General features: G+C 33.5%; 16 protein-coding genes. All 16 read right to left on the reverse strand.

Features of this window, described 5'->3' with window-relative positions; genetic code table 11:
• Positions 1-193 precede the first annotated feature (193 nt).
• Positions 194-790, reverse strand: a complete 597-nt coding sequence (locus tag OCV57_RS00005; RefSeq protein ID WP_267300071.1) for a hypothetical protein — start codon at positions 788-790, stop codon at positions 194-196.
• Between the two features lie 14 nt (positions 791-804).
• Positions 805-1,242 carry a hypothetical protein gene (locus OCV57_RS00010; protein ID WP_267300072.1) on the reverse strand — a complete coding sequence of 146 codons (438 nt, stop codon included), beginning with the start codon at positions 1,240-1,242 and terminating at the stop codon, positions 805-807.
• Positions 1,235-1,762 (reverse strand): hypothetical protein, encoded by a 528-nt coding sequence (locus OCV57_RS00015; RefSeq protein WP_267300073.1) that lies wholly within the window; start codon positions 1,760-1,762, stop codon positions 1,235-1,237. The genes OCV57_RS00010 and OCV57_RS00015 overlap by 8 nt, the downstream gene beginning before the upstream one ends.
• Before the next feature lie 33 nt (positions 1,763-1,795).
• Entirely contained in the window at positions 1,796-2,044 is a 249-nt protein-coding gene (locus tag OCV57_RS00020; RefSeq protein WP_267300074.1) for a hypothetical protein, read from the reverse strand.
• Between the two features lie 29 nt (positions 2,045-2,073).
• Positions 2,074-2,853, reverse strand: a complete 780-nt coding sequence (locus OCV57_RS00025) for a DNA-methyltransferase (protein WP_267300075.1) — start codon at positions 2,851-2,853, stop codon at positions 2,074-2,076.
• Positions 2,828-3,091, reverse strand: coding sequence for a hypothetical protein (locus tag OCV57_RS00030; protein WP_267300076.1), 264 nt, complete (start codon positions 3,089-3,091; stop codon positions 2,828-2,830). The genes OCV57_RS00025 and OCV57_RS00030 overlap by 26 nt, the downstream gene beginning before the upstream one ends.
• A 34-nt stretch (positions 3,092-3,125) precedes the next feature.
• Positions 3,126-3,704 (reverse strand): hypothetical protein, encoded by a 579-nt coding sequence (locus OCV57_RS00035; RefSeq protein ID WP_267300077.1) that lies wholly within the window; start codon positions 3,702-3,704, stop codon positions 3,126-3,128.
• A gap of 138 nt (positions 3,705-3,842) precedes the next feature.
• The gene (locus tag OCV57_RS00040; RefSeq protein ID WP_267300078.1) at positions 3,843-4,985 is read right to left on the reverse strand and encodes a phosphoadenosine phosphosulfate reductase family protein; all 1,143 of its coding nucleotides are present in this window, start codon (positions 4,983-4,985) and stop codon (positions 3,843-3,845) included.
• A gap of 55 nt (positions 4,986-5,040) precedes the next feature.
• Positions 5,041-5,439 carry a hypothetical protein gene (locus OCV57_RS00045; protein ID WP_267300079.1) on the reverse strand — a complete coding sequence of 133 codons (399 nt, stop codon included), beginning with the start codon at positions 5,437-5,439 and terminating at the stop codon, positions 5,041-5,043.
• A gap of 194 nt (positions 5,440-5,633) precedes the next feature.
• The gene (locus OCV57_RS00050; RefSeq protein WP_267300080.1) at positions 5,634-7,856 is read right to left on the reverse strand and encodes an AAA family ATPase; all 2,223 of its coding nucleotides are present in this window, start codon (positions 7,854-7,856) and stop codon (positions 5,634-5,636) included.
• Entirely contained in the window at positions 7,837-9,888 is a 2,052-nt protein-coding gene (gene dnaE, locus OCV57_RS00055) for a DNA polymerase III subunit alpha (RefSeq protein ID WP_267300081.1), read from the reverse strand. Before dnaE ends, OCV57_RS00050 begins: the two co-directional genes overlap by 20 nt.
• A gap of 764 nt (positions 9,889-10,652) precedes the next feature.
• A complete protein-coding gene (locus tag OCV57_RS00060) occupies positions 10,653-11,813 on the reverse strand; it encodes a PHP domain-containing protein (protein WP_267300082.1) in 1,161 nt (386 codons plus the stop codon).
• Positions 11,813-13,519, reverse strand: a complete 1,707-nt coding sequence (locus tag OCV57_RS00065) for a DHH family phosphoesterase (RefSeq protein ID WP_267300083.1) — start codon at positions 13,517-13,519, stop codon at positions 11,813-11,815. Before OCV57_RS00065 ends, OCV57_RS00060 begins: the two co-directional genes overlap by 1 nt.
• A complete protein-coding gene (locus tag OCV57_RS00070) occupies positions 13,509-14,558 on the reverse strand; it encodes a toprim domain-containing protein (protein WP_267300084.1) in 1,050 nt (349 codons plus the stop codon). Before OCV57_RS00070 ends, OCV57_RS00065 begins: the two co-directional genes overlap by 11 nt.
• A gap of 7 nt (positions 14,559-14,565) precedes the next feature.
• Positions 14,566-16,089, reverse strand: coding sequence for a hypothetical protein (locus OCV57_RS00075; RefSeq protein ID WP_267300085.1), 1,524 nt, complete (start codon positions 16,087-16,089; stop codon positions 14,566-14,568).
• 13 nt (positions 16,090-16,102) lie between these two features.
• On the reverse strand, positions 16,103-16,585 hold the full coding sequence (locus tag OCV57_RS00080; protein WP_267300086.1) for a hypothetical protein: 483 nt from the start codon (positions 16,583-16,585) through the stop codon (positions 16,103-16,105).
• Position 16,586 lies beyond the last annotated feature (1 nt).

Here is a 16,586-nt window from a genome sequence, read left to right on the forward strand (position 1 = left end):
AAAACAAAGACCTTGTCCTCCGTGAGCGGCTCTCTCGCATAGCCGTTTATCTTTTCAAGCTCCTCGCCTGATACTGTTTCGCTCATTGCATTTCTCCTTTATAGTTCTTTCTGTTCTTTCTCTTTCTCGTCAATTTAAAAATGTCTTTAGTGGTCTTATTTCTTCTTCAATCTCTTTATACCTTTGGTATTGCTTATCCGTCACTGCTGTCACCGTCCATTCTAGCTCCGCTAATTATGTCTCTATTATTCATTTCTCTCCAACGAATTGTAGATTTTGGTATTCCAAAGCGTTCACTACATTCTGATAATGTCATAGTCTCGTTATTGATAGTAATATAATGATTTGTAGATTTGTTGTTTGCCTGTGTTTTCATAGTAACCCATCTACAGTTATCAGGAAAATAATTTCCGTTGACATCTATCCTATCAAGGGTGAGAGTATCAGAGTATCCATTGTTTTCTGCCCAATTTTTAAAATTATAGAAGCTTTGCCATTCGTCACATACAGATATCCCTCTCCCACCATATGAGTGATAATAAGGGTGTTTCGCTCTTGTACACCTTTCCCTCATGCCGTCCCAGATTTTATAAAGACGTGTTTTTGTAGCGTGGTGAGTTGTTATTCCGTTTTTTATAATTGAATATCCTTTACATTTTGATTTTTTCCCATAGCAGGAAGACACTGTACTTTTCGCTACTCCTAAAAATTTGCAAGCATCTTTTTCAGAATTAAAAGTAATGTTTTCTTCACCTTTGATAAGTGTATAACTTGTTGTACCATGTATCATTACTTTTCCTCTTTTCAAATATCGCATTTTGCTCCGCAGTTAGGGCAGTAATTCGTTGCATTGTATTCATTATATCCGCACCAACCGCAGACCGAACATATAGGAATTTTTAATGTTATACGTTTCATCATAATCATAATTTTTTGATTAACGTTTTTGTCATCTACAATAGCACAGCTATGACCATTAGTGTATTCTTCTTTTATGCTAAGTTTGTTAGTCGGTACAAGTTTTGTGCGTTCGTGAAATATCCACTTTCCATGCTTAACCTCCTGCACGTCTGCCGCAGGTGCAGGCTCGTTTTTTGTGTTGTTTGCTATGTATTCTGAAAATTTTATGATACATTTTTCAAATCCTTCTCCTAAAACTATAAACGGGCAGGTGTCGCAACTCTTTGCTGTGCAGCAAAGTGCCGCCTCTACGACTTCCTCATCAGTGAATTTTCTACTCATTTTCAACCTCCTTAAAGAACTCTCTCGGTTCAAACCATTTATCTTTAATGATATTTCCTATTCCGACAACTAATCTATCTTCCTGTTTTACTCTAACATAACGACCTTTTATATCTTCCCATTTTGAAACGCCTACAACATACATAATTCTCGCAAGAGCTTCAAGTCCCTTTTCAGAACCTTTAAACGATGTTCCGTTGAAAAAAGCTAAGTTATAACCGCCAAAACTAGCTCCCCAGCCTGAGCCTCTAAGAGTTATAGAAAAGGTAAGGCAACAATGGTCGCCTATTCCCAGTGATACATCAGTTATTTTAGCGTTTTCATAAATAGTGTTAGTGTTGCTTTCTGCCGAAGGTATATTTTTTATTACAGGTTTAAGCTCATTATTCGTTATGTATTCAGCAAGATAAGCACTGCACATACGGTACTTATCGCTGGCACAAAGCGGACAGCCGTCACAATCTGTAGTGCCACTAACACAGTACTCCACCGCCTTTTCAAACTCCTCTTTCGTTATCATATTCTACCTCTTTCTATAAATAAAACTAAATTTTTATTTGTCGTTGTTTTCTTTGTGCGGTTTTCCGATAAACGCTTCCATCATTCTTTCCCTATCTTCTCTTTCGTGTATTACTCCAATAAACTTTTCGTAACATTGATTGCAAATATCAAGTTCAGCCCATTCAGATGCTTCATAACGACCTTTCCAAGTCCAAACTCCACTAAGTTTTTTAACCTTAAAATGCTGATTGGCTTCATTACTTCTGCATACATCACAAATACATTTATATATTGGTTTCACCTTCTCTCAATAAAAGAAAACTTTATGTATTACTTATTCATGTTTTTAAGTCTATATTTAGCTATATCTGCCCAATACCAACCTTCAAACTTACCTTTTCTATCACAGATACCATTATCTACACCTATGTAATTTCTATGTTCAATTTGAGCAGCTTTAGGGATAGTTCCTGATCCACAGCAAAAGTCAACCACTAAATCTCCTGCGTTAGAATAAGTACGAATAGCATACCTGCATAAGTCTAAAGGTTTTTGTGTTGGGTGAAGAGATATTTGTTGTTTATCTGTAGCAAATTTCCAAATACTTGTTGGGTAACGTTCGGTACTATCATAAGTTGTAAGACCAAAATCGCCATAATTAGATGTTTTAATACAATTTATTTTATTTTCTGCGGTACTTATTTTACGTTTATGTCCTGTTGTCTTTTGTGGATTGTAGGTAGGAAGTTTTTGATAAAACACCATTATATCTTCATGTATTCTTAAAGGCATTTTCTTTGCATTTAAGTGTCCTGTAGGAGTTGTTTTCTCCCATATAATATTGTATCTATGTAATTTAAGTTGAGATAACATCATTTTAGCTGTAAATTTATCTTGTCCAAAAAATAAAATTGGTGTAGTAGGTTTAGCTACTCTTATAACTTGTTCCCACATAGGTTCTATTGGAATAACATTATCCCATTTATTCTTAGCAGTAACTCCGTAAGGTAAATCTACAAAGAACATATCAACAGAATCGTTATCCATTTGTTTTAAAGCTTCTATACAATCCATATTGTATATATTATTTATTTCTAGTATTATTATCATCTCCCTCTGGCATGAAATATAGATTCTTTCCTTCATCAACAGTTTTCATAATTTCAATCATGACTAATTCAGCTTTTTCCCTCGTATATTCTCCCATATTTATTCCAAACGAACTTGCATCATAGTCTATAATACCTCGAATAACAACCGTTTCGTGTTTTACAGAAGGTTCTGCCCATATTGACACCAACGTATTCGTATTTATTATTTGAGTTCTATCTTGTGATATTATAAGCATTTCATATTCACCTCAATAAAAGAAAACTTTTATATTACTCATTCTTATCTTTCTTACCAAGCAACCACTCGATAGAGGTAGGCTTTTCATCTTCCCAAGAACAAAGATTGTTTAATACCTTTGTTATGTTGTTGACACTAATTGAATGTATTCCACCATACCATATTGCTTCTGCTTTGCAGGGGCGTGTTTCGTAAGCTACTAAAGCATTACGAATATCGTCACAAGCCAAGTACCTATAGCCGAGTAAATAAAGTCCTTCCAAAACAGTTCTCTGCTCATCTGTTATTTTTGGCTCGTTTGATTTATTCGTTATATCACCAATGATTGTACCTCTTACTGTAGGCTCATCGGTTGTGAATTTTGGATTGGATATTCTTATGATAGTTTCGCCAGTCTTTCTTTCAGTCTCAATAGTGATTGTCTGCTTAAAATTATCAGCATCTGAGTCCATGCGTTCAAGTGAACTTTGAGATATCCAAGTATAAATTCGACCCTGGTCAATTTTTACATAATATTTAATAGAATTATCTTCAAGTTTAGTGCCAACAATCGTTCCTCTACAATCTGTAATTTTTACTCTGTCACCTTTTTTAAATTCTTGATTAGCCATTTAATGTACTCCCTTTCTACATTTTAAAACAATTCACAACCCTGTGCTTTGAAACCATCAACTTGTTCATTCCATTCTTCTTTTGATAAATTAAACTCACGTTTAAAACATTTTTTACAATAAAACTTTGCTGTGTCTCTACCTAAATATTGCTGTGTCTCTACCTAAATATTTCATATTCATAGCCAACACATTGTTTTGCCGTATATTTTTACCGCATTTACAGCAAGTTTTATTAAAGAATTGTTCTGCAACATGATAATTAGACAAACCTTTATATTCCATCAATTCTTTTATTACCTCATTTGTAGGAGCAGTTCGTAGCAAACCACCATTCCAACAAGAATGATATTCTTTAACGGTACAATTAAGTTGTTGCCACCGAGAATTTTTTAAAAAATCTTCTTGTAGAATTTTATGCCAACGCTCATATGCTAACGGATACCAATATTTGTCCAATACCCAAGTTGTTTTTGTATAATAAGGACAACATATGGAACACCCAACTCTTGAATATCCTTTACGATATTTATTGTTAATTTCAAGTTGGTTATGTAATATATAAAGCCACACATCCAAGCTAGTCCATTTGCGAATTGGTAAAAGTCCATACCAATCTTTATCATTCCATTTGGGGTTATGTATGATATATTCTCTATCAGCTCGTTTGTTACTTTCGTCATTTCTCACACCCATAATTTGTATTAATTTATCTATACCATGAACTTTAAAATATTGAATAGATTGACCTTCTTTGTAGATACTACAGCAAGCTCTACCAAATCTTGTTGGAATGAAATTTGATTTATCAAAATAGTTATATATACTTTCTTCAGGTGTTGTAATTATCCAATCTGAATGCTTTTTAACAATTCTATATGTATCTGCGGCATCACAGGTTGTATTATTAAACATTACCTTTACATTAGATGTAACCTTGTAAACCAAATCGAGAACAACGGTACTATCCTTACCAGTACTTGTCAAACACCAAAAATCATAATTTGAATATGTATCAAGAGTTGATTTTATTACATTTAGACTTTCATCAATTTTATTCTGCAAGCCATTTTTTAGACGTTTGTATGTTTCTTCCCAGCTCTCTGGGTTAAAATCGCAATATTCTTTATGTTTTGTAATATTAATTGTCAGATCATCATTAACTTTGTATTTATAAAGTCTGTGTAATATTCCGTCAGACGAAAATGCTCTAATGATACCTCGGTCGAGCCAATAAAACCCCTCTGTAATTGGTATATTAAAACCCAAATCAGACCACATTCTAATCTGTTCTTTAAAAATTGGTTGTATTTTTATCGCTTCCTTTCAAATAAAATCAACTTTTTATAAGTTGCTCTATAACGTTCTTAATATCTTCAAATATTTCTTTGGTTGTCCATTTCTTGCCACAGTAACAAATACCAAAAATATAGTCATAACCAACAGTAGAGAAACTCCAACCAATATAATGACCCTTATTAGGATTTTTAATAGGAACAAATGGAAGTCCTGTATATGTGTTAAAATTAATTCCACCATGACAAGCAATATCATAAAATTCATTTTGGTTACTAGCATTATACAACTTATGCCCCTCTGGAATTTCTATATATGCACAAGGGTGAGTGCCGTAAGAAACTATAACATAATGAAAACCCTTGTAAATGCCTTCATCAAGCATATCAATAACCTTTTGTTCATTCTCTACAGAACCTTTATATATCATTTCTTTCATAGTATTTCCTCCTATCTCTTGTACTTCACAAAGTCTTTTATTTTGTAAAGCCATTTCTTAATTGTCTTTAGCACTCTTTAACCACCTTTCAACATATTAATTTTACTATGCTACTTTTGAGATTATATTTATAGTATACTACTACTTTTGAGATATGTCAAGTATACAAAATGTACAAATCTATACCATAAAAACTATATATTATTGTACAACAAACTCAACCAAGTGTTTCTTTGCGAAGCCTGCATTTTCAAGCACCTCTGAAAGGCACTAGGCTCGGCAATCAATGCACATTTAGTTTTGGCTCTGGTAATCGCAGTATACAGCATACAGCGGTCAAGCAGTTTATAATGGGTATTGTCGATCAGTACGATAACATTCTTAAAACCGCTACCTTGCGTTAAATGGCAAGTCAGACAGTAAGCCAACTCAATACTACTTAAATCATTTTGTAAGAAATCAATTTCCTTGTCGGCAAATTTAATTGTAACAACATTCTGCTTCTTGCCGTCTTTAATTGTCTGTTCAATTTTTGTAATATAACCCATTTCACCATTGAACACATTTCTATCATAGTCATTTGTTCTTTGAATAACTTTCGACCCAACACGAAATATCTTGTTGCCATACCTGATTTCAGGTGCAGTATCGGGTGGAATTATCATATCTTGTAAAATAGAGTTAATTTCAAAAGAGCTATTTATCCTGTCCTTTTTACAAGGTGTCAAAATAATCGTTTCATCATAGCCGTCTTTCTTAGCTGCCATGGTATACAATTTAATAGCCAATTCACGCATACCCTCACGGCTCTCTCTAAACATATAGGTCATGTCTTGTAGTTCACCAGTAACAACTTTTAGTTTTGGTTCAGGCAATGGGTTTTCTCCATTTCTAATTTTAACTGAGTCCGAAATAATACCTGACTTTTGAGCCTGTCTTAAAATCTTAGTCAGTTTACAACAAGTAAACGCATTACAATTAAGCAAATCATGAAAGATATTGCCACAGCCTATTGGTGGTAACTGACCGTCATCACCTACAATAATTACTTTTGCACCCTCTTTTATAGCAGAAACCAAGCTATAAAATAATGATGAATTAACCATTGAAGCTTCATCAAGTACGATAATATCACTAGACAACCTGTTGTTAGAGTTATAAACAAAACCTGTCTTGTTAAAACCAAGCAACCTATGAATTGTACTTGCGAACAAACCTGTTGCCTCAGTTATCCTAATTGCAGCTTTGGCAGACAAAGCACAAGCTGATATAGAATAACTTTTATATATCTTTGTGAGTCCTCTTAAAATCGAGCTTTTACCTGTTCCTGCTCTACCTGTTATAAGCACTACAGGGCTGTTGCAAGCCTTATATATCTCTTGTTTTTGTTCGTCAGTATAGCAAAAACCTTGTTCTCTTTCTGCTTCTGAGATACCATTTTCAATGTTAATTTTATAGTCTGTTTCTTGTTCATTGAGATTTTTTAGAATATCCAAAATAGATATTTCAGTTTTATATTGGCGTAATAGCCCTACCTTATTTTCTTCAAAATGTAAAAATATCTCATGTTGCTTTTGTGTGGATTTAAAATTCTCGTACATTTCATAACAATCGTTTATGTTATCTCTTATTGCACTGTTCAATACTGACTCTAGCACATATGAATGACCGTCATTGTTTCCAACACTCTCAAGATAATACTTAACAAATGCCACAACTCTTTTGGTTGATATCCTGATATCTGGATTTAACTTCAACGCCAAATCATCAACTCTCTTAAAACCTAAACCACGAATTTCTGTCATGATATAAGGGTTATCAAGTAACTTTTCCTTCAATAATTGAGGATTAGGCTCATTGGAAATCAATTTACTTATCATGGCATACGTTACACCTAACGGCTGAAGCATAATAAGGATATCTGAAATAACATAATTATTCAGTATATTATCCTTTATTCTATTCCAACTCTTTTCGCCTATACCCTTGATTTTTGTAAAATCAATTTCTTTGTTATGAATAACATCATCAATAACATTTGGGTAGACAGCTAAAATGTTTTTTGCTTGCAGTTCTGTGACCTGAGTTTTCAAATATGCTATTTGTTGTTCTTCTGTCTTAGGCACATTTGCAGTAATGGAGATTGGTGTATACTGATACGAGTTATATTTGCTATTAAAAGAGCAAGTAACCTCAGCATTGTACTCGACACCGATTGTCAAGCGTTGCATTTTACCTGCCAATGTGCTACCTTTTAACTGCTTTGGATCGTCACCAAAGGGATCGTCATAACAATCATAAAAATATGGAATGTCATTAGAAGTTGTTGTGAATGTGTACACTCCCCAATTACTATTTTCGTTATAAAATCGCTCCTGTTGAGGAACGATTTTAAACTTAAATGTTTTTTCTGTCATGTCTTTTCTTCCTTTCTGAAAGCCATTCAACATATGGTCGCATAGCCTGTATTGTAACTTTATCTTCGTCTGTTTTCCTGCATTTAATAGCAACCTGAGAGCCTTTCTTGGCTAGATCTTCATACTGTACAAGTTGACTATTCCAAAGAACACCCTCTATAATACCGAAAGTGGAGTAAATATTTACAAAAGCAAATGGTTTTTTATTTCTGTCCTTTTTCTTTTGCACTCTGGAAATAACACCTACAATAACGCAATCATTATCATTCTCAACGGCTTCAAATGCTGTTGTTAGATAGGGGAGTGCTTCTTCAAATGGATTATTGTGTATAAATATCTGTAATGCTTCAAACTCCCAAAAATCAGCGTTTTCAAGATATTTGTTATTGGTTGAAAGAAATTGTTTCAACCTATCTTCTTGCTGTAAATCAAACTTTTCTTTCTTTTTCTGATTTGCAAGAGTGAGTAACAAATCTTTGTCATAGTCATACTTGCCGTTACCGATACGATATTTTTCAATATCAATATCATAGTCAATAATAAGCTTGTTATATGTTGGCAACTTAGACAATTCTTTATACTCTAATGGTTTATACAATGACTTCAAATATTTTAACAAACAACTCTTTTTATCTTTCGTAGGTATTGCACCTGACTTCATTAAGTTAATAATTTGAGTTTTTGCCAGTGTTGTTCTTGACAGCATGTCTTGAAGGTTTTTATACTTGCCGTTCTTCTCACGATCAGCAACAATCTCTTGGGCTATTCGTTCACCAATGCCTGTAATCGCAGAAAAACCAAACAGCACATTGTTATCGTAAATAGAAAAATCGACTTGCGATTTATTAATATGAGGTGGTAAAACAGTTACTCCAAACTGTTTAGAGTCTACAATGTATTTATTCACCATACCTGCCTTATCTTTGTTCAAATTAAATAGTGCTTTGAAAAAATAAACAGGATAATTTATTTTTAGATAAGCAGTTTGAAAGCATAGAACAGCGTAGCTATAACTATGCGATTTGTTGAACAGATAGCCACCTTTAGTTTTCAATTCTTCACTAATCGTTTTGGCAATTTCATGAGAATATCCATTGTCAATAATTTCTTGGTACAGTTTTTCTGACTCTTGCTTAACAAGTTCAATATTCTTTTTGCCTATCGCCTTGCGGAATAAGTCAGCTCCACCGTAGCTTCTGCCACCAAAAGTTCTTACAATATCCAAAAGTTGTTCCTGATAGATCATGCAGCCGTAAGTGCTTTCCAAAATAGGCTTCATGTCGGGGTGTATATAGGTGACAAGTGAGGGGTCATGTTTACATTTAATAAACTCCTCCAAAGCTCCCATTGAATCAGGTCTATACAATGCTAAAACAGCCGACAAATCTTCCATATTAGTTGCTTGTAGTCTGAGTAGTAAGTCTTTCATACCTGCACTTTCCACCTGAAACACACCATTCGTCAATGCTTTGTTTAACAGTTCAAATGGACTTCTATCATTTTCAAATTTGGGGTTGTTGATATTTATATCGTACTCAGATAAGTGCAAGTCATTTTGAATTTCCTGCACCATTTTTAAAGTTTGTACACCCAAAATGTCAAATTTAATGATACCTATTTGTTCAACAAGTCTTTTATCAACTTGAATAACGTGTTCACCGTCAGAGCCTAGTTTCATTGCCATATAATCGCTAATATCAGTATCAACAATACCGACACCGCCTGCATGACAGCTAACTGTTTTAACCCTACCACTTAATTTGCCTGCTATATCAAGTAACTCACTGTACTCTGGGTGTTCAGATAAGTAGTTTATGTTGTTGTCAATACACTCTTGGAATGTATTGTACGAAAACTTTTTGGATAGTTTATCCATTTCATTGTATTTAAAACCTAGTATTTTACCAACATCTTTTATGGCTACAACAGGTGTTATATACGAGAAGTTTATAATCTGACAAACACGATTTTCACCATATTTATTAATAAGATAATTTATTACTGTAGGTCTGTCTGAAACATCAATATCCAACTTTACTACCTTGCATTTCTGCAAGGAATAGACTATATCTTCACCATGCGTATTACAGTTTTAACAATACGTTTAGGTGTGTGGCACTTCGAGTCAAGAATTTCACTTGGCTCTACGCTCCTTTGAGCTAGTCGTTTGACGTTTTATACTTATGATTTGACAAAGTGCTATACCTTTTATTAAATCATAAAATACAACTTCGCACAGGATTGTCATATCGTCAGACAGAACGACTTAGATATTCCCTGTTAGCTAATTAACACACCGCCATTTCCTGCGGTTACAATTATAATAATTGTTTAATTAACACCCTATATTTTATAGGTTCACCACACTTAACACATATGGTTTCCCATATGCTCGACCGAAAACCAATCTGGCATTGAAACTCTCTCTGGATTGAGGAACAATTTGTTATTAACCATAGGCTCTTTATCCTATGCTCTGGAGGTTTCCCTCATTTTCATCTGTTGGTTACTTCCAACCCAGTTTAGACTATATTTTTCAAACTTCATTTATTTATTCAAAGTTTTTATTCCGTCTTCGTGGGAAATTATTGGCTCTAAAGTCTCATTTCCTAGTCGTTACACACTTTCTTTTATCACTAAAAGATTTGGCTCGGTATTCCCTTTATCTCACCTAGTTATAGGTTTAGGGTTTCTTAGTCAGCTTATTCGTCTATGGTCTTGTCTCATTATCGGTTTGCTCTCAATGAGAAGTCTTATTTTGCTGATACCGAATTAACGGAATTTAACGAGTGCAACCTATCTACGCTCAAAAATTAATCCATATTTAATAGGGTTAAGATCAGTTATACCTATTGTATAACACACAAGGCTTCCTGCTCCAGAGCCACGTCCCGAACCTATTTTAACTTTGTGAGTTTTTGCATAATTTATGAAGTCCCATACAATAATGAAATAACCGTCAAAATTCATTTGATGAATAATTCCCATTTCATAATCAAGTCGGTCTTTCATTATTTTCTGATCTTCTTTAGAAAGCTTGTCAAAATTTCTAGTTTTCCACCCCTCATTAATAAGGTGTAAAAGAAATTCATTATTAGACTTATATCCACTTGGCAGGGGATATGTCGGTAACTGTGGGTCTTGAAAAGGCATATGTACTTCTTCTATCATATCAGCTAAAGCATTAGTCTGATATAGACCATGTGATACATTATCTGCACCAATTTGTTTATCCATAATTATATGAATTTCTTCTTCACTTTGCAGATAACAGCCTTCATAACTTTCAGACATTGTTTCAGTGTCGTGGGCTATCTGGACGTGTCTACCTTGATAGTATAAATCTTCCTTTGTGGCTGCGTGACTATCTGTAGTAATTATGTATGGAGTGTTTGTTACCTCAGATAGTTTCAAAATCTTTTTATTGTAATTAGCCTGCTCCTCTGATTTGTGAGATTGCATTTCCAAATAGAAATTAGGAAATGCCGATTTGTATTCTTCGATATACTTAACACAAATATTAAAATCACTTTCTTTAGCTAATTTTGAAGCCAAACAAGCAGAACAAATAATTAAATCTTCTGCATACGGAGCAATATCTGAAATCTGTACTCTAGGCTTAAAATAAAAATTTTCAAGATTTGACTTAGTGATAATTTTATTTAAAGCCTTTCTGCCGTTCTCATTTTTTGCGAGAGCGATAAGATGGAAATACTTATTGTTTTTATCTTTTATGGCAGTATCGAAGCACTCATACAGCTCTACGCCATATATCAGCTTAATATCAGGATATTCTTTAGATAGTTGATCGAAATATATCCATGAATATTGGTTGCCATGTTCCGTAACTGCGTATGCTTTAATACCGACTTTTCGGCATTGTTCAAGCATTTCTTTTGGTGTGCCATAGCCGTCCAACAATGAGTACATTGTATGGTCATGCAAAGAACTGTACATTACCTTTCAACCTCCTCATATTTCAAAATAACTATTTGTGGAGTAATTACACCCTTATATTCAGAAACATTTAATTGACATAGAGCATTAATACACATTTCATCATCATATCCATTCAAAAAGTCTAATACTTTATCGTCACTAGGGTTGCAAAACTTGATAATTGCGATATTGTCATCGGTAATGAATTTCCATGTATCTTCATTTTTACCCATGACAACGCCTTGGCTATGCTCCAAAACTATATTATTAATGACAAATAAAGGCTCTTTAATCCCTGCACCGTAACAATTCTCCAATGATGTAACATCGGAAATCATTCCAATATTAAATTCTCCATAATCAAAACAAAAATCTATTGGTAAAGGATTGTCTGAATCAATATTCTTATTTAAAACTTTAATTGCTTCAACCACGTTTTCGGCTTTTATCTCAAAACCAAAAGCATTTGCGTGACCCTGACACCAATTAAACAGACCTGTTTTAAGCAGATCAGCCTTTAGGTCTAGTACATAGCTATTATCAAAGTTTCTAGCAGACCCTCTATATATATTATTTTCTTCATCTTTGCGGAGTATTAAGCAAGGTTTTTTTGCATAACTAGCCATTTTCATGGCTATTAATCCAGAAAATACACTTGGGATATTGTTACCTTTTAAGAATAAAACTGTATTTTCGTCATTGTTTACGCTTTTCCTTAACGCAGGAAGTAACTTTTTCACTTGATTATCCTGTCTTGATTTAGCGTTTTTACAGAGTCTTACAACTCTTTGATAAATATTTTCTTTTGTATTTTCAGTTTCGCCACGTTTTTTGTATTCAAATTCTTCGTCCCGCTCAATAAACGCTCTGAAAAGCAAGTCCTTTTCTTCCATATCACCGACTCTACACATGGCGTTTATCAGAGAAGTAATGCAAAATGCAATAGTATGAGGATTAACCTTGCCTTTCATAGAATAATTTTGAGCATTAATAAATTCTTCAAAGCATTTATTTGTGACGTTATAAAGACCTTTATCAATAAGTCTTTTTGTTTCAAGAGAACGCAAATCCATAATGTCAGAAATATTAGCCAATGCCACAAGGTCAAGGTAATCATCGGCATAATCATTCCAGTAGCAATCATCGAGTGCTTGTAGAAATTTATATACAATTCCTGCACCACACAATTCTTTATTAGAGTATTTTGAACTAGCTTGGTTATTTACTATAACCGCATATGGATTTATTCTTTCAACATCATGGTGATCGAGAACAAGTACATCAATACCTTGTTCTGTCAACTGTTTGCATTGTTCAGTATCATTACTTCCTGCATCGGGAATAATCAACAATTTTATATTTTCAGGTATTTCTATCTCAAAAGAAATACCATGTTGCTTTCCAGAATGTATCAGATATGTAATATCAATTTTTTTGTTAAGCCGTTTCAGATAAGAATACATCATGGCAGCACTGCACTGACCGTCAACATCGCAATCAACAATAATCGCCATTTTACTATTATTTTTTATGTGTTTATCTAGTATTTGAACCGCTTCAGTAATATTATCAAGATTATCATAAGAAATTAATACATCATCGGTTAAATGAGTGTATTCACTAACGTTAGTTATTCCTCTATTAGTAAAAATAGATATTGGAATATGGTAATAATCATTATTGCCTATTATTTTATAATTCATGTTTGTTGTTTCACTTCCCATTCTTTATAACTTGCGTATATTTGGCAATCAACTGTTTAAACTTGTCGGGATTATCTGTTGGACTTTCTTTTTCTTCTAGTAAATTTTCAGTGTCAACAATAGCACTTATTTGAATACAATCCAGAAATTTGTACGCTATATCGTTTAATTCGTCTATAGTTACATCTTTATCAAAGCAAAATATAATATGAGAACTCAGTCTTGTCAGCATATTTATTTGATATTGGCTTATTTTCTTGCCACAAGTTGCTACACAATTCTTTATTCCCATATTCCAAAGTTGCATAACACCTTTTTCAGCTTCAACCACATAAACGTAGCCTGTCCGAGCTATATATTTTTCGGATAAATAAAGTCCATATAATATTCTAGCTCTGTTGCAACGCTCCAAATATATATATTTAACTCTTTGCTCTTCTTCTGTCATTTCTTCTTGCTTTAAAAATAGTCTACCCTTAACACCGACTAATGTTCCCATTTCATCTCTTACAGGAATTGTAATTCGATTGGAAACATCGTCATAACCTATTTCAAACAGCATTTGTGTACTGTATGATATGTTGTCCCTTAAAAAGAAATCATTTACGGCAGGGAAGTAGTATGATAGAACATTTTCCTTAATCGGCTTTAAAGGTTGCATTTCTTCGTAACTAGACTCATCGTCTGCCATTTCAGAAATAAATTTCGTAAACTTTAGACTTTCAGGCAAATCGTTATATTCATCTTTATAATAGTTAATGCCGCACCAATTACAAACTTTGCGAACAGCTTCATAAAACGTACAGCTGCAAAAAAATTGCACAAGGTCAAAAATATCTATTGTATCTAAGTTTGAACTACTATGTATTTCTCGTGTGTAGTCAACAGTTAAAAGACCTTCATTGAGATAAACAGTAATTGCCCCTTGATTATCTCCATCAGGATTGCCACACTGAACATAACCTGCTTTGCAGGAAATATGGTGACAACCTATTTCATCAAGTATGACAGGAACATAATTGTTCTCTAGTATCTTTTCTTTGAGGACAGAAATATCCATTTTATCCTCACTTTCTTCTTAATTCTCCGACTTCATACCAAGTGTTCAAATCTAGGTCAACTTCAAATACAACTTTCTTTTTACAACCAAATCTGTTTTTGTCTACATTGCCTACATAATACCTCTTACCAACTTTAAGTTCGCATTCAACATCTTTGCCCCATTCAGCATCATGCTGAACATAACGATATTTATGAAAGTCACCAACAGATATTTCTTTGAATAACGTCATAGTCCATATAATATGCTTTAACTGTTTTGCATTGGCAATATTATTTGAGTTTAGTTCATCAGGTTTACAAAACTCTGTATCGTCTGTGAGCTGAATTGAAAGATAGCCAAACATATCTAGTTGCTTTGCTAAATCAGTGAGTTTTGTTACTGTTGCTTTTAAAGCTGCCCAATCTCCTGTGGCTTGTGTGTCTTGCTTACAGGTATCGTAAAAGAAGTATTTCACACCATGAGTTAGATTAGCTTTTCTTATTTCAAACTCTAGTGTCTTATCGTCATAACCACCAGCCATGTCCTTAACAAGAATAAGTTCATTAGTTTCAGCCTCAATCCATTCGGCAATTTTCATTATTTTTACATATTCCTCTGAATTTTCAGCGACCCTTTGAATGTACTCTTGTAAAGTTTTTGTTGGCTCTCCCCAATCGTCTGTTTTCTGATATATGTATTCACCTGATTTATCCTTGTACAAACCAAGTGTTAATTCCTTTTCAGGCTTTTTCAACTTTATACCGTGTAATTTTTGAAACTCAGCATTGTTTATACACGTTGTAATTAAACACTTTCTGAGATCGTCAACGCCCATTTCATTAAGCATGACAAACACTCTTTCGTGCTTTACAAGCGTTAAATATGCAATGATTTTTGTCATAAATCGTGATTTTCCTGCATTGGAAAGCATACCAATAGCCATTGTCGAGCCTAGTTTACAGCCCCTAAATATATCATTTAGGATAGGAAAGGGAAGTGATACACCCAAATCAGGTTTTTCCATACACGCAATAAGCGATTGCTTAATATGACTATTCAGAATTTCGGCTTCTTGATTTGTCAAGATCACCGTATGTATTCTATCTGCTTTACCTCTAATTAATCTGTATATATCTGAAGCCGTAAACTGTTCAAACTTCTTATGCTCTACAATTTTTGTAATATCAAAGCCATTCCTTTGATACTCTCTTAACAAAGAATACTTTTTAATGATTTCCTGATACTTACCAATATCATCAGTTATAGCAATTTTCATCCAACTGTCAATAGTTTTCCAACCACCATACTTTTTATATAAAGAAAGTCTCTCAGGCTCTTCTGAAAAATAAGTTAAAATAGTAGTTTTATTGAATGTTTGTGTCCTAGTTTTGTAGATTATTTCAGCCGAATCGTAAAAAAAACGAGTGACTTCATCTGAAAAATCGTATTTACTACGTATATATTGTCCGTAATTTACCAGCAAATCAGGCTGTTTGTAAATACAACCCACAAATAGAACTTCGGTAGGAACGTTTGTTATAATATCCATGTTTGTCACCTACCTAAATTTCATCAATGATGCTGTCAATATCAAGGCTATCATTATTGTTATCACGTTCTTTGGTAAATTTTGATGTTGCCATTTTTTCATAATCTATATTAACTTGTTCTTCGCTTGTACCTGTTTTAGCCAATGCCTGTTCTTCTTTCCATTTCAAATAACCATCATATTTAGATAGGATAATAGCGAGATCATATGTAACTAACGCTGCACCTTCGATTTTTTTACCTTTACGAGTATTAAATTCGTGTACTTTACGAAGAAATGACATTTTCTTTCGCCACATATCCCATAAATCTTCAACGGGAACAGGTTTGTTCAAATTCTTGTAAGTACCTTTATACACCCTATCAAGATTTATAAAAAAATATTTTGGCAAGAATGAAATATCATATTGTTTATATAGCCAATCTGTAAATTGTATTCTTGTTTTTTTGTCCTGCTTGTCTTTCTCTATCTGTTCTTTTGTTCTTCTTTTTGCCAAG

This window comes from Hominimerdicola aceti (assembly GCF_025567495.1).
Taxonomy (GTDB): domain Bacteria; phylum Bacillota; class Clostridia; order Oscillospirales; family Ruminococcaceae; genus Hominimerdicola; species Hominimerdicola aceti.

What these genes read in the sequence shown, in the direction of transcription:
- OCV57_RS00050 (WP_267300080.1), bottom strand. Translation starts at nt 7,856, where the DNA reads ATGACAGAAAAAACATTTAAGTTTAAAATCGTTCCTCAACAGGAGCGA.
- OCV57_RS00030 (WP_267300076.1), bottom strand. Translation starts at nt 3,091, where the DNA reads ATGCTTATAATATCACAAGATAGAACTCAAATAATAAATACGAATACG.
- OCV57_RS00070 (WP_267300084.1), bottom strand. Translation starts at nt 14,558, where the DNA reads ATGGATATTTCTGTCCTCAAAGAAAAGATACTAGAGAACAATTATGTT.
- OCV57_RS00025 (WP_267300075.1), bottom strand. Translation starts at nt 2,853, where the DNA reads ATGATAATAATACTAGAAATAAATAATATATACAATATGGATTGTATA.
- OCV57_RS00075 (WP_267300085.1), bottom strand. Translation starts at nt 16,089, where the DNA reads ATGGATATTATAACAAACGTTCCTACCGAAGTTCTATTTGTGGGTTGT.
- OCV57_RS00010 (WP_267300072.1), bottom strand. Translation starts at nt 1,242, where the DNA reads ATGAGTAGAAAATTCACTGATGAGGAAGTCGTAGAGGCGGCACTTTGC.
- OCV57_RS00005 (WP_267300071.1), bottom strand. Translation starts at nt 790, where the DNA reads ATGATACATGGTACAACAAGTTATACACTTATCAAAGGTGAAGAAAAC.
- OCV57_RS00065 (WP_267300083.1), bottom strand. Translation starts at nt 13,519, where the DNA reads ATGGGAAGTGAAACAACAAACATGAATTATAAAATAATAGGCAATAAT.
- OCV57_RS00015 (WP_267300073.1), bottom strand. Translation starts at nt 1,762, where the DNA reads ATGATAACGAAAGAGGAGTTTGAAAAGGCGGTGGAGTACTGTGTTAGT.
- OCV57_RS00060 (WP_267300082.1), bottom strand. Translation starts at nt 11,813, where the DNA reads ATGTACAGTTCTTTGCATGACCATACAATGTACTCATTGTTGGACGGC.
- OCV57_RS00035 (WP_267300077.1), bottom strand. Translation starts at nt 3,704, where the DNA reads ATGGCTAATCAAGAATTTAAAAAAGGTGACAGAGTAAAAATTACAGAT.
- OCV57_RS00045 (WP_267300079.1), bottom strand. Translation starts at nt 5,439, where the DNA reads ATGAAAGAAATGATATATAAAGGTTCTGTAGAGAATGAACAAAAGGTT.
- OCV57_RS00040 (WP_267300078.1), bottom strand. Translation starts at nt 4,985, where the DNA reads ATGTGGTCTGATTTGGGTTTTAATATACCAATTACAGAGGGGTTTTAT.